Genomic DNA, 26,539 nt, shown 5'->3' on the forward strand with positions numbered 1-26,539 from the left:
TGCCCAGGACGCCACGGCGGTGACGCACGCCGCCCGTATCGAGCACGTCTCGAAGTCCTTCCCCGCGCCGGGCACACCCGGCGGACAGCAACTCGTGCTGGACGACATCACGCTCGATGTCGCACCGGGCGAGTTCGTCACTCTCCTGGGGGCCTCCGGCTGCGGCAAGTCCACCCTGCTCAACCTGGTCGCGGGACTGGACCTGCCGTCCGCCGGCTCCATCGGCACGGACGGCTGGCCCGCCCTGATGTTCCAGGAACACGCCCTGTTCCCGTGGCTGACCGCGGGCAAGAACATCGAACTCGCGCTGAAGCTGCGCGGCGTCGCCAAACCGGAGCGCCGCGCCGAGGCGGAACGGCTGCTGGAACTCGTGCGGCTGCAGGGCGCGCACGGCAAGCGGGTGCACGAGTTGTCGGGCGGTATGCGCCAGCGCGTCGCACTGGCCCGGGCGCTCGCCCAGGACAGCCGCCTGCTGCTGATGGACGAACCGTTCGCGGCGCTGGACGCCATCACCCGTGACGTGCTGCACGACGAGCTGACCCGCATCTGGCACGAGACGGGACTGTCGGTGCTGTTCGTCACGCACAACGTGCGCGAGGCGGTGAAGCTGGCGCAGCGGGTGGTGCTGCTGTCCTCACGGCCGGGACGGATCGCCCGGGAATGGACCGTCGGCATCCCGCAGCCGCGCCGCATCGAGGACAGCGCGGTCGCCGAGCTGTCCGTGGAGATCACCGAAGAACTGCGTGGGGAGATCCGCCGCCATGGCCAGCACTGACACCGGCGTCGACGCCAAGAAGGACGGCTCATCGGCAGCCGGGGAGTCCCAGGACATGCAGGACACGCAAGATCTGGCGGGGCTGGAGGCCGGGCTCGACGCGCTGGACTCGGTACAGGCCGGCCGTACACCGCTGCGCGAGACCCTGATACGCAAAGCACTGCCGCCCATCAGCGCCGTCGCACTGGTGCTGGTGGTCTGGCAGCTGCTGGTGTGGGCCGAGGTCGCCCCCGCCTACAAGCTGCCGTCGCCGTCCTCGGTGTGGGACGAGGTGACCGACGCCTGGCGGCAGGGCACGCTCCTCGACTACATCTGGACATCCGTCTCGCGGGGCCTGCTCGGCTTCCTGATGGCACTCGCCATCGGTACGCCGCTCGGCCTGCTGGTCGCCCGGGTGAGATTCGTCCGGGCGGCCATCGGCCCCATCCTGTCCGGTCTGCAGTCGCTGCCATCCGTGGCCTGGGTGCCGCCCGCCGTGCTCTGGCTGGGCCTGAACAACTCGATGATGTACGCCGTGATCCTGCTCGGCGCGGTCCCGTCCATCGCCAACGGCCTCGTCGCGGGCATCGACCAGATCCCGCCGCTGTTCCTGCGCGCCGGACGCACACTCGGCGCGACCGGCCTGCGCGGCGCCTGGCACATCGTGATGCCGGGCGCGCTCCCCGGCTATCTGGCCGGCCTGAAGCAGGGCTGGGCATTTTCCTGGCGCTCCCTGATGGCCGCCGAGATCATCGCCTCCTCACCCGATCTCGGCGTCGGCCTCGGCCAGTTGCTGGAGAACGGCCGCAACAACGCCAGCATGTCGCAGGTGTTCCTGGCCATCTTCCTCATCCTGCTCGTCGGTATCGCCATCGACCTGCTGATCTTCAGCCCGCTGGAGCGGCGGGTGCTGCGCGGGCGGGGCCTGCTGGTCACCCGCTGAGCGACGGATCGCAAGCACTACCGCTCCGCCGAATATGCGCCGTGGGCAAGTGCAAGTACTCAACTGGCAGCCGTTCCGCAGCCACGGCACGCGGTGCGACGACGCCCCGCTCTCAGGGACAGGACCCCATGCCTCACATGGACGACCTTCGCCAGGAACCATTGATTCCAGCATGAGCATTCAGCGAGACGCTCTCGCCGGTGATCAATTCCAGATTCCATGCGAGGGCTGTCTCGACATGCCGCCCGAGCGATGTCACCAATCCGACCCGGATGGGCACGCCGCGGTTCAGGGTTTAGTCAGTCAACATGGCCTATGGCCTGCGAAAATGCAGAGCGGCAGACGAGTCGGGCTGTACGCCGGGTTCTGTTCGGGATGGAGCCAAGACGACATCGCCGGCAACGCACTCGAAGTCGTGAACAGCCCTCGCCTCTCCTCGTCCGACGAGAGGCGCAGACAGGCGCGAGCCCACCCGTCCACGGCGGCCCTCACCACTTCAACTTGCTCCGCCCTGCTGCCCCAACCCACTTCTGCGAGGACACCAGCAGCTGAGCCGTGCAGCCGTCCATCTCTCCCCACGCGGATTGCTCCTGCCTGCCACCACCCTGACCTGCGATAACCCGGCCAGGTACGCCAAGACCGGCCAATTCGACCCGGATTCGACCCAGCACGCCCTTGCGACAGCGCTGACCAGTCTTGAACTACGAGAATGCAATTTCTGCCGGTGTACCGCTCAAGAACCGGCAAGAAATTTGCGCGTTCACCAACAAGAGTTCCACTTCCGGACAACCCCGGCAGCGCCCGCGATCGGACGTGCTCGCCATACCCATCACCGGCCACCTCAGGAGTGATCCACCCAGCGGCGCTACTCCGCAGCCGCTGCCAGTGATGAGCAAGACGCATGACAACGCCCTGACCAGCCCTTTCACAGAGACGCTTCCGCCTGACAGAAGCCGCCTTGCGCGGCAACCACACCCGTCAGGACCCTGTTCCCAACCACGGCACGCGGGGCGACGACGCCCCGCCGACAGGGACGGGAACCCCATGCCCCACATGACCGCCTTCGCCAGAAACCAGTGGTACGTCGCCGCCTACGCGCACGAGGTGAGCCGCGAACTCCTCGGCCGGACCATCCTCGGCGAGCCGCTCGTCCTCTACCGCACCGAGGAGGACGGCAGCCCCGTCGCGCTCGCCGACCGGTGCGTGCACCGCCGGTACCCGCTGTCCGAGAGCCGGCTCGACGGCGACCGGATCGTGTGCGGCTACCACGGCTTCACGTACGACACGACGGGCACGTGCGTGCACGTGCCGGGCCAGAAGCGCATCCCGCGCACAGCCCGCGTCGCCGCGTACCCGGTGGTCGAGCAGGACGCGCTGATCTGGGTGTGGATCGGCGACCCGGCGTCGGCCGATCCGCAGCGGATCCCGCGGGCGCCGCACCTGGCGGACCCGGCGATGACGACGGTGACGGGGATGGAGCCCATCGACTGCGACTACGGCCTGCTGGTCGACAACCTCATGGACCTGTCCCACGAGACCTATCTGCACGGCGGCTACATCGGCACCCCCGAGGTCGCCGAGACCCCCATCACCACCGAGGTCGACGAGGGGGCGGGCATCGTGCGGGTGAGCCGGCACATGGACGACGCGGAGTGCCCGCCGTTCTATGCCCGTTCGACCGGGATACAGGGGCGGATCACTCGGTGGCAGGACATCGAGTACCACGCACCCTGTCTGTATCTGCTGCACAGCCGCATCGCCCCGGTCGGGGTGGTGCCCGAGGCGGACGGCAGCGACCCGAACGGCTTCCACACCGAGATCACCTACGCCATCACGCCGTCGAGCCCCGGCAAGGTGTACGACTTCTGGGCGGTGTCCCGGGACTTCGCGACCGACGACGAGGAAGTCACCACGTTCCTGCGGGACTTCAACCACACCGTGGTCATGCAGGATGTCGACGCGCTGAACCTGCTGCAAGGTGCCCTGGGCTCCGAGCCGGCCGGCTACCAGGAACTCAGCATCAACATCGACACCGGCGGTCTCGCCGCGCGCCGCATCCTCGCCCGTCTGGTCGAGGAGGGGGACAAGCCCTTGGAGAGGGTCCAGTGAGCACACCGACCGGCGAGATCTACCGCATCGACTGGCTGCCGGGCACCGACCTCCTGCACGGCACCTGTCACTGCGGTGCCGAGCACACCGCCCAGGACCCGGTCGAGATGTGGGAGTGGATGCTCGCCCACCCCCGGGGACACGAGCCGCGAGGAAACAGTTCATGAGCGCGTACGAAGCCGAACTCGTCGTCGACCGCCGGGAGCCGGTGGCCGACGGCGTGCTGGCCCTCACCCTCCGGCATCCGCTGGGCGAGGAACTGCCTGCCTGGGAGCCGGGCGCCCACATCGACGTGGTGCTGGGGCCGGACCTGGAACGGCAGTACTCCCTGTGCGGGGACCCGGCGGAGCGGCATACGTGGCGGATCGCCGTGCTTCGCGAGATCGACGGGCGGGGCGGATCGGCGTACGTGCACGCGGAGTTGAGAGGGGGCGACAAGGTCCGGGTGCGCGGGCCGCGCAATCACTTCGCCCTGGAACCGGCTCCCCGGTACCGCTTCGTCGCGGGTGGCATCGGCATCACGCCGATCCTGCCGATGCTGGCCGCGGCGGAGGCGGCGGGCGCGGAGTGGACCCTGCTGTACGGGGGGCGTACGCGCGACTCGATGGCGTTCACCGAGGAGTTGGGCCGCTACGGGGACAGGGTCACGATCGCTCCGCAGGACGAGACCGGGCTGCTGGATCTGGCCCCGGTTCTCGACGGCCTGCCCGACGGCACGCTCGTCTACTGCTGCGGGCCCGAGTCGCTGCTGGACGCGGTGGAGGCGGGCTGCTCCGGGGGCGTGTTGCGCGTGGAGCGGTTCCGTCCCAGGGAGCAGGAGACCGGCCCGGACGGCGAGTTCGAGGTGGTGCTGGAGCGCACCGGTCGCACCCTCACCGTCCCCCGGGGCGTCTCCGTGCTCGACACCGTGCGGGCCTCAGGCGTCGAGGTGCTCTACTCCTGCACCGAGGGAACCTGCGGGACCTGTGAGACGGACGTTCTCGACGGCACGCCGGACCACCGCGACTCGGTGCTCACGGACGAGGAGCGTACGACCGGCGAGACGATGATGATCTGTGTGTCCCGCTGCCGGGGAGCGCGACTGGTGCTGGACCTCTGACGGTCACACCAGGGCATGCCAGGCCCGGGAGACGGCAGTGCGGAACCCGTCCACCTCCTGGGCCGAGAACTCGCGGAGCATCCGCTCCTCGAGCAGGGCGACCGCCTCGGCGTGGTCGTCCAGCAGGGCGCGGCCCTCATCCGTGAGCAGGATGAGCAGTTCACGGCGGTTGTGCGGGTTGCGCTCGCGGCGGATGAGTCCCCGGGCCTGCAGGGTGCGCACCAGGTCGGCCATGGACTGGGCGGTCACGAACGAGGCGCGGGCGAGCTGGGCGGAGGTCAGCCCGTCGTGCCGCTCGAGGACCGTGAGGGCCGTGTACTGAAGCGCCGTGATACCGGCCGGTTTCAGCAACTCGTCGAGGTGCGAGCGAATGGCCAGCTCGAGCCGCTTGACCAGGTAGAGCAGGGAAGGGGACATGGATCCAGCCTAGGCCATTGACAGGAATCCTGATCGTCACGAGACTCGCTTCATCGGCTTTATCAGGTTTCCTGATGAAACACGGTGGCGACGTGATGGCCCCGCGTATCCGCCGCCCCGCACAGAGAGGACCCGGCAAGCCATGAGCCCCCAGGAGATCGAGGACGGCCTGCTGTTCATAGGCGGCCGGTGGCGCGAGGCCGCGGACGGCGCCCGCAGGGAGGTCGTCGACCCGTCCACCGGCCGGGCGGTCGGCACCGTGGCCGAAGCGGACGCCGCCGACGTCGACGCGGCCGTCGCCGCAGCCCGCGAGGCGTTCGAGACCGGCCCCTGGGCCGCGACCAGCGGGCGGGAGCGCGCCCGGATCCTGCACCGGGTCGCCGGCCTGATCCGGGAGAACGCGGACGAACTCGTGCGGCTGGAGAGCCTCGACGTCGGCAAGCCGGTCGCCCTGTGCCGGCCCGTCGACGTGATGACCGCCGTCGAGCAGTACGAGTACTGCGCCGGGCTGGCGCAGACCCTCGACGGCGCCACCCGCGACACGCCGCTCAACGCCTTCGCCTACACCCGCCGGGAGCCGCTGGGCGTGGTTGCGGCGATCACCCCGTTCAACTTCCCTCTGATCCTGTCCAGTACGAAGATCGCACCCGCCCTGGCGGCAGGGAACACGGTGGTGCACAAGCCCGCGGAGGACACCCCGCTCAGCGCCCTGTTCATGGCACAGCTGCTCCAGCAGGCGGGTGTTCCGGCCGGGGTCCTCAACGTGGTCACCGGTTCCGGCCAGGTGGCGGGCGAGGCCTTGCTCGGCCACCCGGGCGTCGACAAGATCGCCTTCACCGGGTCGACGGGCGTCGGCCGCCATGCCGCCGCCGTCGCCGGTCGTGCCCTCAAGCCGGTCACCATGGAACTCGGCGGAAACGCCGCCCACATCGTGTTCGAGGACGCCGACGTGGAGAAGGCGATCGGCGCGATCATCAAGGGATTCGTCTTCAACACCGGCCAGTTCTGCATGGGCGGGCCGCGGCTGCTGGTCGCCCGGCCGCTGTACGACACGATCGTCGGCGCGCTGGCACAGGCCGTGCCCGGCATCCCGGTGGGCGATCCGCGTGACCCGGCCACCGTCGTCGGCCCCATGGCCGCCGTCCGGCATGTCGAGAAGGTCGAGGAGTACGTCGCCCTCGCCCGCAAGGAAGGTGGCCGCATCGTGTGCGGTGGCGAACCCCTGAACCTGAACGGCGGCTACTACTACCGGCCCACCGTCATCGCCGGCCTGGCCCCCGACTCCCGGGTCGTCCAGGAGGAGATCTTCGGCCCGGTCCTGACCGTCCAGCCCTTCGACACCGAGGACGAGGCGGTGGCCCTGGCCAACAGCACCGTCTACGGACTGGCCGCCGGCGTCCAGACCACCAGTCTGGCCCGGGCCCACCGGGTCGCGGACCGTCTCCAGGCGGGCATCGTCTGGATCAACGACTGGGCGATGCTCGACCCGGCCGTGCCCTTCGGCGGCGTCAAGGACTCCGGATACGGGCGCGAGTACGGCCCCGAAGCCCTCGCCTCCTACACCAGGACCAAGTCCGTCGTCGTCTCGCTCGACTGAGCTGCACCCTCCAAGGAGTCACCCCATGGGCATCACCACTCGAGCAGCCGTCGTCGAGACCGGCGGCGCGCCCTTCACCCTCAGCGACATCCGTCTCGACGAACCGCGCCCCGGCGAGGTCATGGTCAGGATGGCGGCCGCCGGCCTGTGCCACACCGACCTCGGTGTGGCGAGCGGCGCCCTGCCCTTCCCGCTGCCGGGCGTCCTCGGCCACGAGGGCGCCGGTGTCGTGGAAGCGGTGGGGCCGGGCATCACCCGCGTCGCACCGGGTGATCACGTCCTGCTGTCCTTCACCTCGTGCGGCGACTGCCGCAACTGCCTCGACGGCCACCCCGCCTACTGCGCCACCTGGCTGCCACTGAATCTCATCGGCGGCCGGCGGCCCGACGGCAGCAACACCCTCAGCCGCGACGGCGAGGCGATCGGCGGCCACTTCTTCGGCCAGTCCTCGTTCGCCCGGCACGCCCTGGTCAGCGAGCGCAGCCTCGTCAAGGTCGACCCCGAGGTGCCGCTGGAGACGGTGGCGCCGTTGGGCTGCGGGGTCCAGACCGGCGTGGGAGCGGTCTGGAACGTCCTCGCACCGCGCGTGGGTGACACCGTCGTGGTGCTCGGCGCCGGCGCCGTGGGCCTGTCGGCGGTGATGGCGGCGGCCCTCACCCCGGCGACGACGATCATCGCCGTGGACCGGGTGGCCGAGCGACTGCAGCTGGCCCGTGACCTGGGCGCCACCCACACCGTCCACGCCGGCGAGTCCGACACCGTCGAGGCCGTCACCGACATCACCGGCGGGCAGGGAGCCGACGGGATCGTGGAGACCACGGGCAACGTGCGGGTGGCCCGCACGGGCACCGAGGTGCTCGCCCCGCGCGGAACGCTCGTCCTCGTCGGCGCGCCCCCGTTCGGGACCGACATGGCCCTCGACGTGAACGGCATGCTGCCCGGCAGGCACGTCGTCGGTCTGACCCTCGGCGACAACGAGACACAGACCGTCCTGCCCGCCCTGGTCCGGCTGGTGCGCGACGGCCGGCTGCCCGTGCACCGACTGATCACGCAGTACGCCTTCGAGGACATCGACCAGGCCAGGCAGGACATGATCGCCGGCAAGACGATCAAACCGGTCCTGCTGTTCTGACGGCTCCCTACGCCGCCGCGACGTCCGCCGGCACCTTGGCCGCCCGCTCCTCGAACTGCGTCCGGTACAGCTCCGCGTACCGTCCCCCGGCTGCCAACAGCCCCTCGTGCGTGCCCCGTTCCACGATGTGCCCCGCTTCCAGGACCAGGATCAGGTCGGCGGTGCGCACCGTGGACAGGCGGTGGGCGATGACGATGGCGGTGCGGCCCTGAAGGGCTTCGGTGAGGGCCTCCTGGACCGCCGCCTCCGAGGTGTTGTCCAGGTGGGCGGTGGCCTCGTCGAGGACGACCACCCGCTGGCGGGCCAGGAGCAGCCGGGCGATGGTCATGCGCTGGCGTTCGCCGCCGGAGAGGCGGTAGCCGCGTTCGCCGACGACCGTGTCGAGGCCGTCGGGCAGGGAGCGTACGAGCTCGTCCAGGCGGGCCCGGCGCAGGGCGTCCCACAGGTCGTCGTCGGTCGCGGCGGGCCGGGCCAGCAGCAGGTTGGCGCGGACCGTGTCATGGAACAGGTGACCGTCCTGGGTGACCATGCCGACGGTGGCGCGCAGGGAGTCGGCGGTCAGGTCGCGGACGTCGACGCCGCCGATGCGCACGGCGCCCTCGTCGACGTCGTAGAGGCGCGGCAGGAGCTGCGCGACGGTGGACTTGCCCGCGCCGGAGGAGCCGACGAGGGCGACGGTCCGCCCGGGCTCGGCGCGGAAGGAGATGCCACGCAGCACCTCGACGCCGCCGCGGGTGTCGAGGGACGCCACCTCCTCCAGGGAGGCGAGGGAGACCTTCTCGGCGGAGGGGTAGCCGAAGCGCACATCGTCGAACTCCACCGCCACCGGGCCGTCGGGCACCTCGACGGCGTCCGGCCTGTCCTCGATGAGCGGCTTCAGGTCGAGCACCTCGAAGACCCGCTCGAAGCTGACGAGGGCGCTCATCACCTCCACGCGTGCCCCGGCGAGCGCGGTGAGCGGTGCGTACAGCCGGGTCAGCAGCAGGGCGAGGGAGACGACGGCGCCCGCTTCCAGGGTGCCGCGCAGGGCGAACCAGCCGCCGAGACCGTAGACCAGGGCCAGCGCCAGGGCCGAGACCAGGGTGAGCGCGGTGATGAACGCCGACTGGAGGGTCGCCGTGCGCACGCCGATGTCCGCGACCCGGCGGGCCCGGGCGGCGAACTCCGCCGACTCCTGCCCGGGGCGGCCGAAGAGCTTGACGAGGGTGGCGCCGGGGGCCGAGAAGCGCTCGGTCATACGGGTGCCCATCGCCGCGTTCAGCGTCGCCGCCTCCCGCTGCAGACGGGCCATACGGCTGCCCATCCGCCGGGCGGGCACCACGAACACCGGCAGCAGCACCAGCGCGAGCAGCGTGACCTGCCAGGACAGGGTGAGCATCACGGCGAGGGTGAGCACCAGCGTGACGAGGTTGCTGACCACTCCGGACAGCGTGTTGCTGAACGCCCGCTGCGCGCCGATGACGTCGTTGTTGAGACGGCTGACGAGCGCGCCCGTACGCGTGCGGGTGAAGAAGGCGACCGGCATGCGCTGCACATGATCGAACACAGCCGTCCGCAGATCGAGGATGAGCCCCTCCCCCAGCGTCGCCGAGAGCCTGCGCCCGAGGATGCCGAGCGCCGCTTCCACGACGGCGATGAGCGCGATCAGCAGCGCGAGTCGTACGACGGTTCCCTCGTCGCCGTCCGACACGATCGCGTCCACGACGCGGCCGGCCAGCACGGGGGTGGCGACGGCGAGCAGCGCGGTCACCACCCCGAGCAGCACGAACAGGGCGATACGGGGGCGGTGCGGGCGGGCGAACGTGCCGATGCGGCGCAGCGTGGCGCGGGCGAAGGGGCGGCGTTCCTGCTGGGCGGTCATGACGCTGTGCAGCTGCGTCCACGCCGTGGTCTCCATGCTCATACAACCGACCGTAGAACCTCAATCAATCTTGAGGTCAACCTCGGAGAGATGGATCGAAGAGATGGATCGAGAGGGATCGGGAGAGATCGAAGTCCGCCCGCTTCCCGTACGTAAGCCGCCGTCCCCGCTTCCGCAACCCGCAGTTGATGCGGTACGGAAAACCTCTCCGAGTGTGACAGCAGTACGACGCCCCACGGGACGGCTCCTCGGACGCATCCCCTTCCGCCTGATCCTGGGCCTGCTCCCGCTCGTCCTCGTGGCGTACCTCGCGGTGCGGCACCGAGACGTGCTCGCCGAGGGCTTCCATCACCTGGCGACGGCCCAGTGGCCGTGGCTGCTGGCCGCGGGCGGCGCCACCTGCCTGACCTGGGTCGCCATGGCGGTGACCCGGCAGGGCGCCGTCGTCGAGCGGTTGCCGGGCTTCCGGCTGCTGGCCACCCAGGTCGCGGCGATGGCGGCCAACCACATGCTGCCGACCGGACTGGGCGCGAGCGCGGTCAATCTGCGGTTCATGACGGTGTGCGGGCTGCCGCTGGCCCGCTCCTCGGCGGCATTGGCGCTCTATCTGCTCGCGGAGAGCATCGCCCGGGTCGGTCTGCTGGCCGCGCTGCTCCTGCTCTTCCCCGGCGCGCTGCGGCTCGGCACCTTCCTGCCGGACGGCGCGACCGGCCCGCTGCTGCTCGGGCTCGGCGCGGCGGTACTGGTGGCGGTGGCCGTCCTCCTGCTCGTACGGCGGCTGCGCACGGCCGTCGTCTCCTTTCTGCGCACGGCGCTGGGCGAGGCGCGCTCGGTGCACATGCGTCCGTCGCGGGCGCTGGCCCTGTGGGGTGGTTCGCTGGCGTTTCCCGCGTTGCAGGCGGCCGGGCTGGTGGCGGTGGGGCTGGCGGTGGGGCTGGAGATACCGCTGTGGCACATGGTGGTCGCGTATCTGGCAGCGACCGTCGCCGTCGCGGTGGTGCCCACGCCGGGTGGGCTGGGCTCGGTGGAGGCGGCGCTGATCGTGGCGCTGGTGGCGGCGGGCGGGCCGGTGGCGGTGGCCACGGCCGTGGTGCTGGCGTACCGGGTCATCACGGTGTGGCTGCCGCTGCTGCCGGGGGCGTTGACGTTGGGGGCGCTGGTGCGGTTGAAGGTGATCTGAGGGGGTTGCGGCTCAGCGGAGTCGTGCAGGCGGGTGGGGTCGCTTGTCGGCGCCGGCAAAGTGCCGCTGCGCCCACCCTCCCCCGCTCTCGGCTTCGCTCGAGGGGGGACCCCCATCGCCCCAGCGGCACGACTGCCCGCAGCCATGTACGTCTGCCCGCAGCTACGTACGTCAGGACCGGTAACGTTCCAGCATGCCGGTACGCATCGAGCGCCAAGGGCCCGTCACCACCGTCGTCCTCTCCCGTCCCGGGGTCCGCAACGCGGTGGACGGTCCGACGGCGGCCGAACTCGTCGCCGCCTTCCGGGAGTTCGAGTCGGACGACGCGGCGCGGGTGGCGGTGCTGTGGGGCGAGGGCGGCACGTTCTGCGCGGGAGCCGACCTCAAGGCGCTCGGCACCGAGCGCGGCAACCAGGTCACGGAGGACGGCGACGGCCCGATGGGGCCGACGCGGATGCGGCTGTCGAAGCCGGTGATCGCCGCGGTGGCCGGACATGCCGTCGCCGGGGGCCTGGAGCTGGCCCTGTGGTGCGATCTGCGGGTCGCCGAGGAGGACGCCGTCTTCGGGGTGTTCTGCCGCCGCTGGGGCGTCCCGCTCATCGACGGCGGTACGGTACGGCTGCCCCGGCTGATCGGCACGAGCCGCGCCCTGGACATGATCCTCACGGGACGGCCGGTCCCGGCCGGCGAGGCGTACGAGACGGGGCTCGCCAACCGCCTCGTCCCCACCGGCACCGCCCGCGCCGCCGCCGAGGAACTGGCCGCCACGATCGCCCGCTTCCCCCAGCCCTGTCTGCGCTCCGACCGTGCGTCCGTCCTGGAGCAGGACGGCCTGGACGAGCAGACCGCGATGCGCGGTGAACTCCGGTACGGCATGGGTGTGTTGGCGCAGAGCCTGGAGGGCGCGGCGCGGTTCGCCTCGGGCGCGGGGCGGCACGGCGCCTTCACGGACGACTGAACTCAGACGACGCTCACCCGGACCGGGCCGCCCTTGGGATCGACGCGGGGCGTCCAGCGTGCGGTGAGCGTGAGCGTGCGGTTGGGGACGGCCGAGCGCAGCGGTCGGCGGTGCAGCAGGTGGCCGTCCTGGGTGACGTGCAGCACCGGGCGGGTGAGCAGGGCGGCTGTGCGCAGTACGTAGGGGTGGCGGTCGGCCGGGGTGACACGGTTCGGGGCGATCCAGCACAGGGGCGGGTCCACGGTCAGGGGAACGCCGTCGGACCACTCTGCGCCCACGAGCGCGGCAAGGACGGCCTTGGCAGCGTGTGCGCCCTCGCGGGCCGCCGTGGCCGCGCTCTCCACGGCGTGCAGCACGCTCCCGACGGCGAACACGCCCGGGCGGGCGGTGCGCAGCGCGCCGTCGACGGCCGGCCCGCGCGTGCCGGGATCCAGGGGCAGTCCGCCGCGTCGGGCCAGTTCGTGGTCGGGCACGAAGTCGCCGGTGAAGACGACCGTGTCGCAGGGCACGGTGGCCGTACGGCCGTCGCGGTGGCGTACCCGGACGCCCGACAGCCGTCCGTGGCCGAGCAGTTCGGTGACCGTGGTGTCAATGAGCAGCGGGATGCCGCGGCGCAGCCGGGCCTCCAGCGCGTGGGCGGACGCCGTCTGGGCCCGGGGCAGCTCCGTGACCATGGCGACGACGTCGGCCCCGGCGGCCCGTACGGTGTCGGCGGCGGCATACGAGACGTCCTGCGCGCCGACCACCACGGCCCGGCTGCCGACCGGCTGCCGGTGCAGGTGGACGGCTTGCTGGAGTTCGCCCGTCGTGTAGACGCCGGCGGGCCGTGTGCCCGGCACCAGGCGTGCCGTGCGGGGGCGTTCGCGGGCGCCGGTGGCCAGCACGATCGCCCTCGCGGTGATCGTCTCGGGGCCGTCCGGGCCGACCGTCGTCAGGGCCAGCGGGCCCGCCCAGTCGAGGGCGGTCACCCCGGTGCGTACGGCTGCCCCGACGTGGACCGCGGCGTCGGCCAGCAGACGCGCGTACGCCGGCCCGGTCAGCGGGCGCGACCAGGTCCCGAAGCCGCCGTGCGCGCAGTGCCGTGGCACTCCCCCGGCCTGCTGCTCCCGGTCCAGCACCTCGACCCGGCCGACCCCCGCGGTGGCCAGGCGGGCGGCGGCGGCGAGTCCGGCGGGTCCGGCGCCGACGACGAGGACGTCGACCTGCCTCATGCGCCGGCCTCCTCGAAGAGCGCCCGCACCGCGGCCCCGCAGTAGAAGCCCTGGCAGCGGCCGGCCCGGGCGCGGGTGCGGCGGCGCAGTCCGTCGAGGGTGCGCGGCGGGATCGTAGCGGCGAGGGCGTCGCGGATCTCGCCGCGGGTGACACGTTCGCAGTGGCAGACGAGGCTGCCGTACTGCGGGTCCGCGGCGATGAGGTCGGGACGCTGGTACGGGCGGGGAAACGCCTCGCCGAGGTTCGGCATGCGCACCGGCTCCAGCTCCCGTTCGGGACCCGGCTCGAGGCCCGTCTCGGTGAGCAGCCCCGTGACGTGCGCTGCGATGGCGAGCGAGGCGGTCAGGCCGGTCGAGCGGATGCCGCCGACGGTGACGTACGCCTGCTCGGGGTGGGCGCGGATGCGGTAGTCGTCGTGCTCGGTGGCGGCGCGCAGACCGGCGTAGACGGCGGTGACCTCCTCGTCGAGCAGGGCGGGCAGGATGCGGCGGCCCTTGTCGCGCAGGGCGGCCAGTGCGTCGGCGGTGGAGCCGGTGGCCCGCTTGTCGTGCAGGTCCTCTGCGGTGGGGCCGAGCAGGACGTTGCCGTAGACGGTGGGGGCGACGAGGACGCCCTTGCCGAGGGCCGTGGGAACGGGGAGGAGGATGTGGTGGACCAGGGCGCGGGCGAACTTGTCGAAGACGAGGAGCTGGCCGCGGCGCGGGGTGACGGTGAAGTCGTCGTGGCCGAGCTGGGCGTCGAGTGTGTCGGCGTGCAGTCCGGCCGCGTTGACGAGCCGGCGGGCGCGCAGGGTGCCTCGGGACGTCTTCAGCACATGGCTGCCGTCCTGCCGGCTCACCTGCTCCACCCGGCAGTCGAGGTGCAGGTCGACCCCGTGCCGGACCGCCTGGGTGGCGTACGCCAGGGTCGTCGTCCAGGGGCAGATGATGCTCTCGCCGGGCACGTGCAGGGCACCGCGGGCGCCGGGGCCGAGGTGGGGTTCGCGGGCGTACAGCTCGGCGGGTCCGAGCAGGCGGGCGGCGTGGTACTCGTTGCGCTCGGCCTTCTCGGCGAGCCGGGGCAGCGCGGCGAGCTGTTCCTCGTCCCAGGCGACGAGCAGGGCGCCGACCGGTTCGACGGGGATGCCGGACTCGGCGGCGTACGCGGCGAGTTGCCGGGCACCCTCGCGGACCAGCCGTGCCTCCAGCGAGCCGGGGACCGCGTCGAACCCGGTGTGCAGGATGGCGGTGTTGGCCTTGGAGGTGCCCTGACCGACGTCGTCCTGGGCCTCGACGAGGGCGACGCGCAGGTGTGGGTACCGGGCGAGGGCGCGGGCGACGGCGCTGCCGACGACACCGGCGCCGACGATCGCCACGTCGTACGTCACGGCAGGCAGCGGCCCCCGCTCGGTGACCGTCGTCCGGACATCACGCTGCCCCGTCTCGGTACCCGTCATGCGGACATCACGCTGCCCCGTCTCGGTACCCGTCATGCGGGCGTCCCGTCGAGGAGCGCGGCGACGGCGCGGCGGAATGCCGCGAGGCGCTCGGCGGCCTCGTCGGCGGTGATGCGGGGCTCGTACACGGCGGCCGGTTTCCAGTCGGGCAGCGCCTCGGCGACCGTCAGGCCGGGCTCCGCGCCGAGCCGGGCCAGCACGCCCACGCCGAGGGCGGTCGCATCGGGCAGCGCGGACACCTCGACGGGGAGTTGCAGCAGGTCGGCCTGGGTCTGCATGAGGAGTGTGGAACGGGTGAGTCCGCCGTCCACGCGCAGCGCCGCCGGCGGACTGCCCAGATCCGTCGCGACCGCGTCGGCGAGGTCGACGACCTGGGCCGCGAGGCCCTCGCACAGGGCGCGCACCACATGCCCGGGGGTGGTGTCGAGGCCGAGGCCGGTGAGCGATCCGCGCAGGTCGCCGCGCCACCAGGGGGCGGCGAGCCCGGCCAGTGCGGGGACGAAGGTGACGCCCCCGCTGTCGGGCACCGAGGCACCGACGGGGTCGAGGTCGGCGGCGCCCTTGATGACGCCGAGGCCGGTGAGCCAGCGCACGGCGGACGCGGCCGTGTACACCTGGCCGTCCAGGCAGTAGGCGGTGCGTCCGGCGAGCCGCCAGGCGACGCAACTGACCAGGCCGGAGCTGCCGCGCCGGGGGGTGTCACCGGTGTGCGCGAGCAGGAACGCGCCGGTCCCGTAGGTGCACTTGGCGCCGCCGGGTTCGGTGATGTGCTGGGCGAGCAGGGCGGCCTGCTGGTCGACGATCAGGCCGGTGAGCGGGATCTCCGGGCCGAAGGCGGTGGTGGTGCCGACGGGGCCGGCGGTGTCGACGACGTCGGGGAGCCGTTCGCCGGACAGCCCGTAGAGGTCCAGTGCCCGGGGCGACCACTGGACACGGTCGAGGTCGAGCAACTGGGTGCGGCCGGCGGTGGCGGCGTCCGTGACACAGGCGCCGGTGAGCCGGTGGACGAGCCAGGCGTCGCTGGTGGTGACGACTCCCTCACGGGTGCGGTTGCGTCGTATCCACGCCATCTTGGGCGCGGCGAAGTACGGGTCGACGGGCAGGCCCGTCAGCTGCCTCAACTCGTCCTCGTACGGGGCGAGTTCGGCGCACACGGGCTCGGCGCGGCGGTCCTGCCAGACCAGCGCGTCGGTCAGCGGGCGGCCGGTGCCGGGGTCCCAGGCGAGCACGGTCTCGCCCTGGTTGGCCAGGCCCAGCGCCACGACCGGCTCACGCGCCTCGGCCAGCGCGCGGCGGCCGGCGTCGACCACCGAGTCGTACAGCCGGGCCGGATCGACCTCGACCAGGCCGCCGGGCAGAAAGCGGGGCCGTACGGCGGCGAATCCGGTGCCGATGACGCCGCGTTCGGGGCAGATCACCAGCGCCTTGGTGCCGGACGTGCCCTGGTCGACGGCGAGCACCGGACCTGTCATCGAACCCCCTGTCGGCTCCTGGTCGATCACGGTCCGACAGCCTGCCGTCGCCCGCCACACCCCGTCAAGCGGCGCTGACTCACCGTCAATCACGCTGTGACACGAGCCAGTTCCCAGGGATCGGGGAAAGCGGAGGTGAATGCGGAACCTCCGCCTCTATAGTGACCGCCGACCACGCGATCTCCTCAACCGCCGCTCGGGGGAGCCCTGTTGTTACTCCACCCTGCCGTCCGGACCCGCCCGCCCACCGGGGCGGGGGGATGATGGCCAGAGACGGAGCACGACCCGCCTACGATCCCGCCGGACCCGACAGTGCGCTGCGCACCGCGCTTCAGGAGGTGCGCACCGGACGCTGGATGTCGATGCGCACGCTGCTCGCGGAGACCGCGACCTGGGGGCAGTGGACCCAGCGCACACAGATCCTGGCCGCCGCGGCTGCCGGCACCGACGTGGTGCGGGCCTGGCTCGCCGAGGAACCGGACAGCGTCCCGGCCGTGGTGATGCAGGCCCGGGTGGGGGTGGAGCGGGCGTTACGGGCGGCCCGGGACGACCATCGCCGTACGCAGGAGCTGTGGCACGAGGCCTGGCTGGCGAGCGACACGGCGTCCCGCGCGGCCCCGCACGACCCGGTCCCGTGGGTGTGCCTGCTGGCGCTGGCCCGGCTGGACCGCGAGCAGCGCTGGGACGAGCACCGGGTGGCGCCGCCGGAGCCGATGCTGCCGCCGGGCCCGTGGGGGCTGCTGACCCAGGCCCACAAACGCGATCCGTACAACCGCGAGGCCCACCATCGCATGGTGCAGTTCCTGTACGCGCGTTCGGCGTCGGGGCGGCTGGCGGAGGCGGTCGGCTTCGCCCACTGGGCCGCCGACGGGGCGCCGCCGGGCTCCGCGCTGCATGTGCTGCCGCTGTACGTGCGGGTCGAGCGCTACCGGCGGGCCGGCGGGCGGGACGCCGCGCTCGATCTGCACTGGGTCGCCGAGGACGCCACCCGCGAGGCACGCCGGGCCTTCCAGGGCTGGTTCGAGCTCACCACCGCCGCCGAACGCTCCCCGCTGGACCTCAACCACCTCGCCCACGCCCTGTGGGGCGCCCTTCAGTTCCCGGAGGCGGCCCGGGTGTTCGACGCCATCGGCCCGTACTACGCGCCCCTGCCCTGGGCCTGCCGCACCTCCGATCCGGCCGATCACGCCCAGGCCGTGGACGTCTTCCTGCAGGCCCGCGCCCGCAGCCGCTCGGCGGCACACCGTCCCTGATTCTCTCCGCTCGCCAACCTGGAGGTTCCGTATGCCCCCCACCCCCGACGGCATCCAGCAGCAGGACGAGGAACAACGCCTGCGCGAACTGGGCTACAAACCCGTGCTCGCCCGCCGCATGGGCGGCTTCGGCAACTTCGCGATCAGCTTCTCGGTCATCTCCATCCTGTCCGGCTGCATGACCCTGTACGGCTTCGGCATGGGCGCTGGCGGTCCCGCGGTGATGCTGTGGGGCTGGGCGGGTGTCGGCCTGTTCGTCCTGTGCGTGGGGCTCGCCCTGGCGGAGGTCACCAGCGCGTATCCCACGTCCGGCGCCCTGTACTACATGGCCGACCGGCTCGGCGGGCGCCGCTGGGGCTGGTACACCGGCTGGCTGAACCTGCTCGGCCTGCTCGGCGCGATCGCCGGCATCGACTACGGGGCCGCGCTGTTCGCCGGCGCGTTCATGAACCTCCAGTGGGGCTTCGAGCCGACGCCGGAGAAGACGATGCTCATCTTCGTCGTGATCCTGCTGCTGCACGCCACGCTGAACCTGTTCGGCGTGCGTCTGGTGAGCGTGCTCAACTCGATCAGCGTGTGGTGGCACCTCGCCGGTGTCGCCCTCATCGTCGGCGTACTGGCCGTCGTCCCCGACCACCACCAGTCGCCGTCCTTCGTCTTCACCGAGTTCGTCAACGAGACCGGCTGGGAGAACCCGGTCTACGTCGCCGCGATCGGTCTGCTGCTCGCCCAGTACACCTTCTCCGGCTACGACGCCTCCGCCCACCTGTCCGAGGAGACCGCCAACGCGTCGGTGTCGGCGGCCCGCGGCATCGTCCGCGCCATCTGGGTCTCCTGGATCGCGGGCTTCGTGCTGCTCGCGGGCCTGACCTTCGCCATCCAGGACTACGACGCCACGCGGGCCAGCGAGACCGGGGTGCCGCCCGCGCAGATCCTGCTCGACGGCCTCGGCACCGACGGCGCGAGCGCGCTGCTGCTCGTGGTCATCGTCGCCCAGCTGTTCTGCGGCAACGCCGAGGTCGCGGCGGCCAGCCGGATGGTGTTCGCGTTCAGCCGCGACCGGGCCCTGCCCGGCTCGGAGCTGTGGCGCAAGGTCAGCAGCCGCACCCAGACGCCGATCGCCGCCGTGTGGCTGTCGGTGGCGGTCGCCTGCGTGCTCGCCCTGCCGTCCCTGTACTCGACGACGGCGTACGGCGCGGTCACCGCCATCAACGTCATCGGCATCACACCCGCATACGTCATCCCCGTGTTCCTGCGGCTCCGGGCCGGCGACCGCTTCCAGCGCGGGCCGTGGCACCTGGGCCGGTGGAGCCGGCCGATCGGCTGGATCGCGGTGGTGTGGGTGGCCTGTGTCACGGTGCTGTTCTGCCTGCCGCAGTCGTCGCCGGTGACGGTCGACACGATGAACTACGCCTCGGTCGCCCTCGCCGTCGTACTGGTCCTCGCCACGGTGTGGTGGTTCGTGGCCCGCCGTTCGTACGGAACGCCCACCACCGCGGCGTACGGCGACGACCGTGAACAGGCCGAACTGGCCGAGGGGATCGTCTGAGCGGGGCGATCCGACTGCCGGACCAGGTACGAACTGCAGTGCCCGATACGGCAGGATGAGCGGTCGCGCCCGACTTCGAGATGGCTGTCCGGCGCGACCGCACATCACGGAAGCGAGCAGGTGACCACGTGACGAGACTTCACATCCGGCCGTCGGCGAGGAATGTCCCCGCGGATCTTCTCCCCGGAGGTGACCGGTGAACCGCGAACTCACCATGAACGACCTGGTCATCGCCGGCATCGCGGTGGCCGCGGGCCTGCTGGCGGCGTTCCTGTCGCGCATGCTGCTGCGCTGGCTGGGCAAGCACGCGGACCGCACCCGCTGGACCGGCGACGAGGTCATCGTCGCCGCCCTGCGCACCGTGGTGCCCTGGGCCGCGGTCGTGGGCGGCGCGGCGGCCGCGGGGGCGGCGCTGCCGCTCACCAGGACGGTGCAGCGCAACGTCAACCAGGGCCTGACGGTCCTGCTCATCCTCGTCGTGACGATCGCGGCGGCCCGGATGGTCGCCGGCCTGATCCGGACGGTCACCCAGTCCCGCTCCGGAGTCGCCGGGTCGGCGACGATCTTCGTCAACATCACCCGGGTCGTGGTCCTGGCCATCGGCTGCCTGGTGGTGCTGCAGACGCTGGGCATCTCCATAGCCCCGCTGCTCACCGCCCTGGGTGTGGGCGGTCTGGCGGTGGCACTCGCCCTCCAGGACACGCTCGCCAACCTCTTCGCGGGCATCCACATCCTCGCCTCGAAGACCGTCCAGCCCGGCGACTACATCCGGCTGAGCAGCGGCGAGGAGGGTTACGTCACCGACATCAACTGGCGGCAGACCACCATCCGCAACCTCTCCAACAACCTGGTCATCATCCCCAACGGGCAGCTGGCGGGGACGAACATGACCAACTACAACCGCCCCGAGCAGGACCTCACCATCCTGGTCCAGGCGGGCGTCGCCTACGACAGTGATCTGGAGCACGTCGAGCGCGTGACCCTCGAAGTGATCTCCGAGGTGATGACCGAGATCACCGGCGCCGTCCCGGACCATGAGCCGGCGGTGCGGTTCCACACCTTCGGCGACTCGCGCATCGGTTTCACGGTCATCCTGGGCGTCGGCGAGTTCAGCGACCAGTTCCGGATCAAGCACGAGTTCATCAAGCGCCTGCACCGGCGCTACCGCGAGGAGGGCATCCGCATCCCGGCCCCGACGCGGACGGTGGCGATCCAGCAGAGCGGCACCCCGCTGCCCGACGCGGTCATCCCGGCCCCACGACCCAGCACCCACGATCACGAGATATCTTGATGTCGAGCAATGTTGCAGACGTGGAGCGGAGCACCCGGTGACTGACTCGACCATCATCTATACGCACACTGACGAGGCCCCGGCCCTGGCGACGTATTCCTTCCTGCCGGTGGTCCAGGCGTACGCCTCGCAGGCGGGTGTCTCTGTGGAGACCCGTGACATCTCGCTGGCCGGCCGCATCATCGCGGTGTTCCCGGAGTACCTCACCGAGGACCAGCGGATCCCGGACGCCCTCCACGAGCTGGGCGAACTCGCCAAGACGCCCGAGGCCAACATCATCAAGCTGCCGAACATCTCGGCGTCGATCCCGCAGCTGAAGGCCGCGATCGCCGAGCTGCAGGCCCAGGGCTACGCGCTGCCGGCCTACCCGGACGACCCGAAGACCGACGAGGAGCGGGAGATCCAGGCCCGCTACGACAAGGTCAAGGGCTCCGCGGTGAACCCGGTCCTGCGTGAGGGCAACTCCGACCGCCGCGCCCCCGCGTCGGTCAAGAACTACGCCAAGACCCACCCGCACCGCATGGGCGCCTGGACCCCGGAGTCCAGGACGAACGTCGCGACGATGGGCGTCGACGACTTCCGTTCCACCGAGAAGTCCGCGGTGATCTCCGAGGCCGGCTCGCTCCGTATCGAGCTGAAGGGCGACGACGGCTCCACCACCGTCCTGCGCGAGTCCGTCCCCGTTCTCGAGGGCGAGGTCGTCGACGCCTCCGTGATGCGGGTCGCCGCGCTGCGTGAGTTCCTCACGGAGCAGGTCGCCAAGGCCAAGGCCGAGGGCGTGCTGTTCTCCGTGCACCTGAAGGCGACGATGATGAAGGTCTCCGACCCGATCATCTTCGGCCATGTCGTACGCGCCTTCTTCCCGAAGACGTTCGCCGAGTACGGCGACAAGCTCGCCGCCGCCGGTCTGACCCCGAACGACGGTCTGGGCGGCATCTACAAGGGCCTGGAGGCCCTGCCCGAGGGCGCCGAGATCAAGGCCTCCTTCGACGCCGAGCTCGCCGAGGGCCCGGCGCTGGCGATGGTCGACTCCGACAAGGGCATCACCAACCTGCACGTCCCGTCGGACGTCATCGTCGACGCCTCCATGCCGGCCATGATCCGCACCTCCGGCCACATGTGGGGCCCGGACGGCCAGGAGGCGGACACGCTCGCGGTCCTGCCGGACTCCTCGTACTCCGGCGTCTACCAGGCCGTGATCGACGACTGCCGCGCCAACGGCGCCTACGACCCGTCCACCATGGGCTCCGTCCCGAACGTGGGCCTCATGGCGCAGAAGGCCGAGGAGTACGGCAGCCACGACAAGACCTTCGAGATCCCGACCACGGGCACCGTCCGCGTCGTCGACCAGGCCGGGAACGTCGTCCTGGAGCAGACCGTCTCCGCCGGCGACATCTTCCGCGCCTGCCAGACCAAGGACGCCCCGATCAAGGACTGGGTGAAGCTGGCCGTCACCCGCGCCCGCGCCACCGGCGACCCGGCCGTGTTCTGGCTCGACGAGACCCGCGCGCACGACGCCAACCTGATCGCCAAGGTCAACGCCTACCTGCCGGAGCACGACACCGAGGGCCTGGACATCCGCATCCTCGCCCCGGTCGAGGCCACCAAGCTGTCGGTGGAGCGCATCCGCCGCGGCGAGAACACGATCTCGGTGACCGGCAACGTCCTGCGCGACTACCTCACCGACCTCTTCCCGATCCTTGAGCTGGGCACCAGCGCCAAGATGCTGTCGGTCGTCCCGCTGATGGCGGGCGGCGGCCTGTTCGAGACGGGTGCCGGCGGCTCCGCGCCGAAGCATGTGCAGCAGCTGGTCAAGGAGAACTACCTGCGCTGGGACTCCCTGGGTGAGTTCTTCGCCCTGGTACCGTCCTTGGAGCAGTACGCCAAGACCACCGGCAACGCCCGTGCCCAGGTCCTCGCCGACACCCTCGACCGCGCCACGGCGACCTTCCTCAACGAGGACAAGTCCCCGACCCGTCGCGTCGGCGGCATCGACAACCGCGGCAGCCACTTCTACCTGTCCCTGTACTGGGCGCAGGAGCTGGCCGCGCAGACCGACGACGCGGACCTGGCCAAGGCCTTCGCCGCGCTCGCCGAGACGCTCGCCGCCAACGAGCAGAAGATCGTCGACGAGCTGATCGCGGTCCAGGGCAAGCCGGCCGACATCGGCGGCTACTACCAGCCCGACCCGGCCAAGTCCGCCGCGGTCATGCGCCCCTCGGCCACCTGGAACGAGGCGCTCGCGTCCCTGAGCTGACGCCCTGCCCCTCGAGGCCCCGCCCACGTCTCCGCCCCGACCGGTGCACCGTCCGGCCGGGGCGGAGGTGTGTGCACGCCTGTGGGTACGACGCATGTCTGGCCACCCCGACCAGCCGGGACGGCTCACCACTCCCGGGTGGCGATGAGCTCCTCGGCGTCCGCCTCGGTGAACCCGTACGCGGTGGCGATGAACCAGAAATCCTCGGCTATCTCCTCGCGGGCCACGGTCTCGATCTCGCTGCCGGCTGCATCGAACTCGGCTTCCAGGTCGTTGAACTCGTCCGTGGCGGCGTGGGTCAGGACGTAGAGCGCGGGCAGGTCGGCGGGCCGCTCCGCCTCGATGCGCTCGCACAGCCGCAGCAGGATCGCCCTGCCCCGGTCCAGCACGTGATCGGGGTAGTAGTCGTCGCCGTACAGGCCCTTGAGAAACGGGTGTCCGGCCACCTGCTGGTTACTGATCGGCATGAGGCTCCCCCTGATCGAGCTCGCTCGTCGATGTGGCACCTTGATCCTGCCGTACGCCACTGACAACGCCTCCGGAGCTGCCCGATGTCCTCCGCCGCACCGCCCTCCTACGAGCTGCTGCCCGGTGCCGACGACTCCCCCGTGATCCTGCATGTGCCGCACTCCGCCCGGGACGTACCGGGCGACGTCCGCGCGGGCATCGTGCTGGACGACGAGGCGTTGGAGCGGGAGCTGGATCACATCACCGACGCGCACACCGCGCGGATCGCCGCCGAGACGGCCGGGTTGTCCGTTGCCACGCCCTGGCGGTTCGTCAACCGGCTCTCGCGGCTCGTCGTCGACCCGGAGCGGTTTCCGGACGAGCGGGAGGAGATGCTCGCCGTGGGCATGGGCGCCGTGTACACGCGGACCACGCACCGGGGCGCGCTGCGGCCCGAGGGTTTCGACCCCGAGCCGCTGATCGAGCGCTACTTCCGCCCGTACGCCCGTGCCATGACGGAGGCCGTGGCCGACCGGCTCGCCGCCACCGGCCGGGCCGTGATCATCGACGTGCACTCCTATCCCACCGCCCGGCTGCCGTACGAGCTGCACGGCGAGGGCCCGCGACCGCCGGTCTGCCTGGGCACCGACTCCTTCCACACGCCGCCCGAGCTGCTCACGGCCGCCCGGGAGGCGTTCGCGCGGTGCGGGGAGACGGGACTCGACAGCCCCTTCGGCGGGGCGTACGTACCCCTGAAGTACTACGGGTCCGAGCCCCGGGTGAGTGCGCTGATGGTGGAGATCCGCCGGGACACGTACATGACCGAGCCGGGTGGACCGGCCGGTCCCGGACTGCACCGGCTCGCGACGGCACTGGCGGACCTGGTCGACGCGGTGCCCCACTGATCCCCGGCCCGCCCGCGCCAGGCGGTCTCAGGCCCGCAGCCACTCCGTGACGACCACCTCCCCGCCGGTCCGCAGCCGCAGCGCGAAAGGACCGGCGGTCGGTACGTCGCCGGCGAAACGGCCCATGGCGTCGGCCGTGAGGGTGGCGGGCGCGGCCGGCTGGAGGCCGCCGAGCACCTCGATGCGGGCCGGCTGCGGGGGCAGCACCTGCCCCATCACGCCCCGCTCCGTCACCTCGACGTCGACGGTCAGCTCACCGGCGCGGAAGGTCAGCATCCGCGGCGCGTCCGTCACTCCCCTGACCGGAATGGCGTCGACCAGTGAGTCGAAGGTGAGCTCGGCGAGCCGGGCGTCCAGGTCGTACAGCACGAACGCCTCGACGGCCAGGCGCCGCAGCTCGGCCGGCACCGGATCCAGGATGGCGGCGGCACCGCGCAGTTCCCCCTCCAGCAGGCCGTCGTCGAACTCCGCGTCGTTCAGGACGGCTTCGTCGTAGCCGTCATCGCTGTTGTCGTGGTGGGCGTTCACAGCACTCCCCGTGCGTCGAGTCGGGCCCGCAGGCGGCGCAGACAGCGCTGGCGCAGCGGCCCGATGCTGCCGACGGCGATGCCCAGGGCGGCGGACACCTCCTGGTAGCTGGGCGGCGGCGAGGCCATCAGGACCCGCAGCAACTGCCTGCAGCGCTCGCCGAGTTCCTCGAACTCCTGCCACAGCCGTCGGACGCGCTCGCTCTGCGCGGCGGCCTCCTCGGAGTCGAGCACCGACTGTTCCGGCGTACGGTCCTCGCTGACCCGGTCCAGGAGTTGCGGGTCATCGGTCGGCGTCAGCCGCCGTGAACTCCTGATGACCTTCAGGCTCTCGTGCCGTGCGGTGCTCGCCAGCCACGCGCCCGCCTTGTGCGGTTCACGGATGCGCCCGAGGTGCTGGGCGAAACGGAACCAGACGGTCTGGTAGACCTCGTGCGCGTCGGCATCGGAGAGCCGGTGTGCACGCACAACGGACCACACCAGTGGGCTCAGCCCTTCCACCAGCGCTTTCCAGGCCGCCGCGTCGCCGTCGACGGCGGACTGGACGAGCGCGCCGACATCTGCACGGTCCACGGCCCCACCCCTCGTGTACGGCAAGTCATCGTACGCGGTGGCGGGGACGGTTACGGTCCTCATGCCCCAGGAGTGAGGGTCACGACCGGCACCGGGCGCCACGTGGGCGGACGCAGGGCCGGCACACGGTCGCCGCGCACCGACGCGAACTCCGTGATCGCCGCGAGCAGTTGCTGTCCGGCGGCGCGCGGGTCGCGCTCCTTGTGCGCGACCATGTGGGACGCGATCATCCCGGCGACCACCGGGGTGGCGAAGGAGGTGCCGCTCCATTGCGCGAACCCCTCGAACATCACCTGGTCCGGCTTGCTCGCGGTGGTTCCCTGCTCCTCGCTCAACACGCCGGTGTGCCGGGGGTTCTGGCAGGTGCAGGCGTAGCTGAAGCCGTAGCGGCAGGCCTCGTACGTGGAGTGCTGGTAGACGTACGGGACGGGCGCGTCGAAGCCGGTGAGGGAGCTGGTGAGACGCTCGCCGGGCGCGTAGACCTTCACCCAGGGGCCGTGGTTGCTGAAGCAGGCGCCGAACTCGCCGTCGCTGCGCAGCGCTCCGACCGAGAGCACGCTGTTCTCGTAGCCGGGCAGGTCGGCGTAGGCGGCGGGCCAGAAGGGGGTGGCGCTGCCGTTGTTGCCGGCCGCGGCGACCAGCAGGGTGCGCTGGGTGCGCAGTTCCTCCATGAAGGCCTGCACACCGAGCAGGCCGTCGGTGCGGCCGTTGGGGGTGCCGGCGGACAGGCTGAGGATGTCGGGCCAGCCGCTCCTGTCGACGGCCTCGAACAGTTTGTCGCCGAACTCCGACTCCAGGATGGCGCCCGCGTCGTTGAGGGTGTTGCGGACGGTGAGGTCGGTGTTGGGTGCGACGGCGGCGACGAGTCCGGCGATGAACGTGCCGTGTCCGACGTACTGCTGGAGAATGCCGTTGTCGTCGGTCTCCTTGATCTGGGCGTCGCCCTGGGTGTGGGCCAGCAGCGGGTAGGAGCGGTAGTCCTTCATCAGGCCGGTGTCGATCACGAGGACGCCGACGGCCGTGTCCGGGTCGTGCATCGCCTCGGCCGCGGCGGGGTTGGGCTGCTCGCTGGGCGGGGCGGGTACGGGTTCGTCGCCGGGGCAGGCGTTGACCGGCGCGATGTGCACCACGTGGTTGCGGCTGACCAGCCTGTGACCGGCACGTCCCTCCGCGGCGCTCAGCGCGCGCAGGGCACTCGCCACGGCGCGGTCGCCGCGCTGGTCGCCCTGTCCGGGGTCCCCGACCTGGATACGGGTGATCCCGGAACGGTTGGTCTCGGAGCTCGCTCGGCGCACGCTCTCGCCGACCAGGCCGGTGGTCTCGGTGAAGTGGGCCCGCACCGTGTCCTCGACGAGCCGGGCCTCCTCGCCGTCGCGGGCGATCACGACGCCCTTCTCGTAGAGGAACTCGGCGGAGTCGTCCGGGCCCATCGCCAGGGGGACGTCGGGCATCGAGCGCTGGATCTGGTCGAACTGCTCGCGGAATCGCTGTGGTGCCATGGCGTGTTCCTCCCGGTGGGGCATTGGTCGACAAGTAGAGCCGCGGGACGGCTGATTGATACAGAGACA

23 protein-coding genes are annotated in these 26,539 nt (G+C 71.5%); 14 read left to right on the plus strand and 9 right to left on the minus strand.

Annotated features, from left to right (window positions below):
- Window positions 1-19: 19 nt before the first annotated feature.
- From ACFV7R_RS42105 to ACFV7R_RS42125, 5 genes are all read left to right on the plus strand, one after another.
- Window positions 20-775 (plus strand): ABC transporter ATP-binding protein, encoded by a 756-nt coding sequence (locus ACFV7R_RS42105; protein WP_385274607.1) that lies wholly within the window; start codon window positions 20-22, stop codon window positions 773-775.
- Complete coding sequence (locus ACFV7R_RS42110) at window positions 762-1,697, plus strand: ABC transporter permease (RefSeq protein ID WP_385274527.1); 936 nt, start codon at window positions 762-764, stop codon at window positions 1,695-1,697. The genes ACFV7R_RS42105 and ACFV7R_RS42110 overlap by 14 nt, the downstream gene beginning before the upstream one ends.
- Before the next feature lie 1,044 nt (window positions 1,698-2,741).
- Window positions 2,742-3,806, plus strand: coding sequence for a Rieske 2Fe-2S domain-containing protein (locus ACFV7R_RS42115; protein ID WP_385274530.1), 1,065 nt, complete (start codon window positions 2,742-2,744; stop codon window positions 3,804-3,806).
- Window positions 3,803-3,973, plus strand: coding sequence for a hypothetical protein (locus ACFV7R_RS42120; RefSeq protein ID WP_385274533.1), 171 nt, complete (start codon window positions 3,803-3,805; stop codon window positions 3,971-3,973). The genes ACFV7R_RS42115 and ACFV7R_RS42120 overlap by 4 nt, the downstream gene beginning before the upstream one ends.
- Window positions 3,970-4,905 carry a PDR/VanB family oxidoreductase gene (locus ACFV7R_RS42125; RefSeq protein ID WP_385274536.1) on the plus strand — a complete coding sequence of 312 codons (936 nt, stop codon included), beginning with the start codon at window positions 3,970-3,972 and terminating at the stop codon, window positions 4,903-4,905. The genes ACFV7R_RS42120 and ACFV7R_RS42125 overlap by 4 nt, the downstream gene beginning before the upstream one ends.
- A gap of 3 nt (window positions 4,906-4,908) precedes the next feature.
- On the opposite strand, the gene ACFV7R_RS42130 is transcribed toward ACFV7R_RS42125, so the two are convergent.
- Window positions 4,909-5,322, minus strand: a complete 414-nt coding sequence (locus ACFV7R_RS42130) for a MarR family winged helix-turn-helix transcriptional regulator (protein ID WP_129802584.1) — start codon at window positions 5,320-5,322, stop codon at window positions 4,909-4,911.
- Between the two features lie 142 nt (window positions 5,323-5,464).
- On the opposite strand from ACFV7R_RS42130, the gene ACFV7R_RS42135 reads away from it, so the two are divergent.
- Together ACFV7R_RS42135 and ACFV7R_RS42140 are read left to right on the plus strand one after the other, a co-directional pair.
- Complete coding sequence (locus ACFV7R_RS42135; protein WP_385274539.1) at window positions 5,465-6,919, plus strand: aldehyde dehydrogenase family protein; 1,455 nt, start codon at window positions 5,465-5,467, stop codon at window positions 6,917-6,919.
- 25 nt (window positions 6,920-6,944) lie between these two features.
- A complete protein-coding gene (locus ACFV7R_RS42140) occupies window positions 6,945-8,051 on the plus strand; it encodes an NAD(P)-dependent alcohol dehydrogenase (protein ID WP_385274542.1) in 1,107 nt (368 codons plus the stop codon).
- Between the two features lie 7 nt (window positions 8,052-8,058).
- Here the strand turns inward: ACFV7R_RS42140 and ACFV7R_RS42145 are convergent, their stop codons facing one another.
- Window positions 8,059-9,948 (minus strand): ABC transporter ATP-binding protein, encoded by a 1,890-nt coding sequence (locus ACFV7R_RS42145; protein WP_385274610.1) that lies wholly within the window; start codon window positions 9,946-9,948, stop codon window positions 8,059-8,061.
- Between the two features lie 178 nt (window positions 9,949-10,126).
- Between ACFV7R_RS42145 and ACFV7R_RS42150 the strand changes: the two genes are divergently transcribed.
- Both ACFV7R_RS42150 and ACFV7R_RS42155 read left to right on the plus strand, forming a co-directional pair.
- Window positions 10,127-11,092 (plus strand): YbhN family protein, encoded by a 966-nt coding sequence (locus ACFV7R_RS42150; protein ID WP_385274545.1) that lies wholly within the window; start codon window positions 10,127-10,129, stop codon window positions 11,090-11,092.
- 193 nt (window positions 11,093-11,285) lie between these two features.
- Window positions 11,286-12,050 (plus strand): crotonase/enoyl-CoA hydratase family protein, encoded by a 765-nt coding sequence (locus tag ACFV7R_RS42155; protein WP_385274548.1) that lies wholly within the window; start codon window positions 11,286-11,288, stop codon window positions 12,048-12,050.
- Between the two features lie 2 nt (window positions 12,051-12,052).
- Here the strand turns inward: ACFV7R_RS42155 and ACFV7R_RS42160 are convergent, their stop codons facing one another.
- The 3 genes from ACFV7R_RS42160 to ACFV7R_RS42170 are packed head-to-tail and all read right to left on the minus strand — an operon-like array spanning window position 12,053 to window position 16,169.
- Window positions 12,053-13,261 carry an NAD(P)/FAD-dependent oxidoreductase gene (locus ACFV7R_RS42160; protein ID WP_385274551.1) on the minus strand — a complete coding sequence of 403 codons (1,209 nt, stop codon included), beginning with the start codon at window positions 13,259-13,261 and terminating at the stop codon, window positions 12,053-12,055.
- Window positions 13,258-14,697: an FAD-dependent oxidoreductase gene (locus tag ACFV7R_RS42165; RefSeq protein WP_385274554.1), complete on the minus strand. Its 1,440-nt coding sequence runs from the start codon at window positions 14,695-14,697 to the stop codon at window positions 13,258-13,260. The genes ACFV7R_RS42160 and ACFV7R_RS42165 overlap by 4 nt, the downstream gene beginning before the upstream one ends.
- A gap of 32 nt (window positions 14,698-14,729) precedes the next feature.
- Window positions 14,730-16,169, minus strand: coding sequence for an FGGY family carbohydrate kinase (locus ACFV7R_RS42170; protein WP_385274557.1), 1,440 nt, complete (start codon window positions 16,167-16,169; stop codon window positions 14,730-14,732).
- Between the two features lie 263 nt (window positions 16,170-16,432).
- On the opposite strand from ACFV7R_RS42170, the gene ACFV7R_RS42175 reads away from it, so the two are divergent.
- The 4 genes from ACFV7R_RS42175 to ACFV7R_RS42190 all read left to right on the plus strand — a co-directional run bounded on the left by ACFV7R_RS42175 (window position 16,433) and on the right by ACFV7R_RS42190 (window position 22,519).
- A complete protein-coding gene (locus ACFV7R_RS42175; RefSeq protein WP_385274614.1) occupies window positions 16,433-17,422 on the plus strand; it encodes a hypothetical protein in 990 nt (329 codons plus the stop codon).
- Window positions 17,423-17,453: 31 nt separating this feature from the next.
- A complete protein-coding gene (locus tag ACFV7R_RS42180; RefSeq protein WP_385274560.1) occupies window positions 17,454-18,971 on the plus strand; it encodes an amino acid permease in 1,518 nt (505 codons plus the stop codon).
- A 196-nt stretch (window positions 18,972-19,167) separates the two neighbouring features.
- Window positions 19,168-20,262 carry a mechanosensitive ion channel family protein gene (locus ACFV7R_RS42185; RefSeq protein WP_385274563.1) on the plus strand — a complete coding sequence of 365 codons (1,095 nt, stop codon included), beginning with the start codon at window positions 19,168-19,170 and terminating at the stop codon, window positions 20,260-20,262.
- Between the two features lie 37 nt (window positions 20,263-20,299).
- A complete protein-coding gene (locus ACFV7R_RS42190) occupies window positions 20,300-22,519 on the plus strand; it encodes an NADP-dependent isocitrate dehydrogenase (protein ID WP_385274566.1) in 2,220 nt (739 codons plus the stop codon).
- Between the two features lie 125 nt (window positions 22,520-22,644).
- On the opposite strand, the gene ACFV7R_RS42195 is transcribed toward ACFV7R_RS42190, so the two are convergent.
- Window positions 22,645-22,986, minus strand: coding sequence for a DUF5713 family protein (locus ACFV7R_RS42195; RefSeq protein WP_385274569.1), 342 nt, complete (start codon window positions 22,984-22,986; stop codon window positions 22,645-22,647).
- A gap of 84 nt (window positions 22,987-23,070) precedes the next feature.
- On the opposite strand from ACFV7R_RS42195, the gene ACFV7R_RS42200 reads away from it, so the two are divergent.
- A complete protein-coding gene (locus ACFV7R_RS42200) occupies window positions 23,071-23,871 on the plus strand; it encodes an N-formylglutamate amidohydrolase (protein WP_385274572.1) in 801 nt (266 codons plus the stop codon).
- 27 nt (window positions 23,872-23,898) lie between these two features.
- On the opposite strand, the gene ACFV7R_RS42205 is transcribed toward ACFV7R_RS42200, so the two are convergent.
- The 3 genes from ACFV7R_RS42205 to ACFV7R_RS42215 are packed head-to-tail and all read right to left on the minus strand — an operon-like array spanning window position 23,899 to window position 26,470.
- The gene (locus tag ACFV7R_RS42205) at window positions 23,899-24,399 is read right to left on the minus strand and encodes a hypothetical protein (protein WP_385274575.1); all 501 of its coding nucleotides are present in this window, start codon (window positions 24,397-24,399) and stop codon (window positions 23,899-23,901) included.
- On the minus strand, window positions 24,396-25,034 hold the full coding sequence (locus tag ACFV7R_RS42210) for an RNA polymerase sigma factor (protein ID WP_385274578.1): 639 nt from the start codon (window positions 25,032-25,034) through the stop codon (window positions 24,396-24,398). Before ACFV7R_RS42210 ends, ACFV7R_RS42205 begins: the two co-directional genes overlap by 4 nt.
- Window positions 25,031-26,470, minus strand: coding sequence for a S8/S53 family peptidase (locus ACFV7R_RS42215; protein WP_385274581.1), 1,440 nt, complete (start codon window positions 26,468-26,470; stop codon window positions 25,031-25,033). Before ACFV7R_RS42215 ends, ACFV7R_RS42210 begins: the two co-directional genes overlap by 4 nt.
- Window positions 26,471-26,539 lie beyond the last annotated feature (69 nt).

The organism is Streptomyces sp. NPDC059866 (genome assembly GCF_042731325.1).
GTDB lineage: Bacteria > Actinomycetota > Actinomycetes > Streptomycetales > Streptomycetaceae > Streptomyces > Streptomyces flavusporus.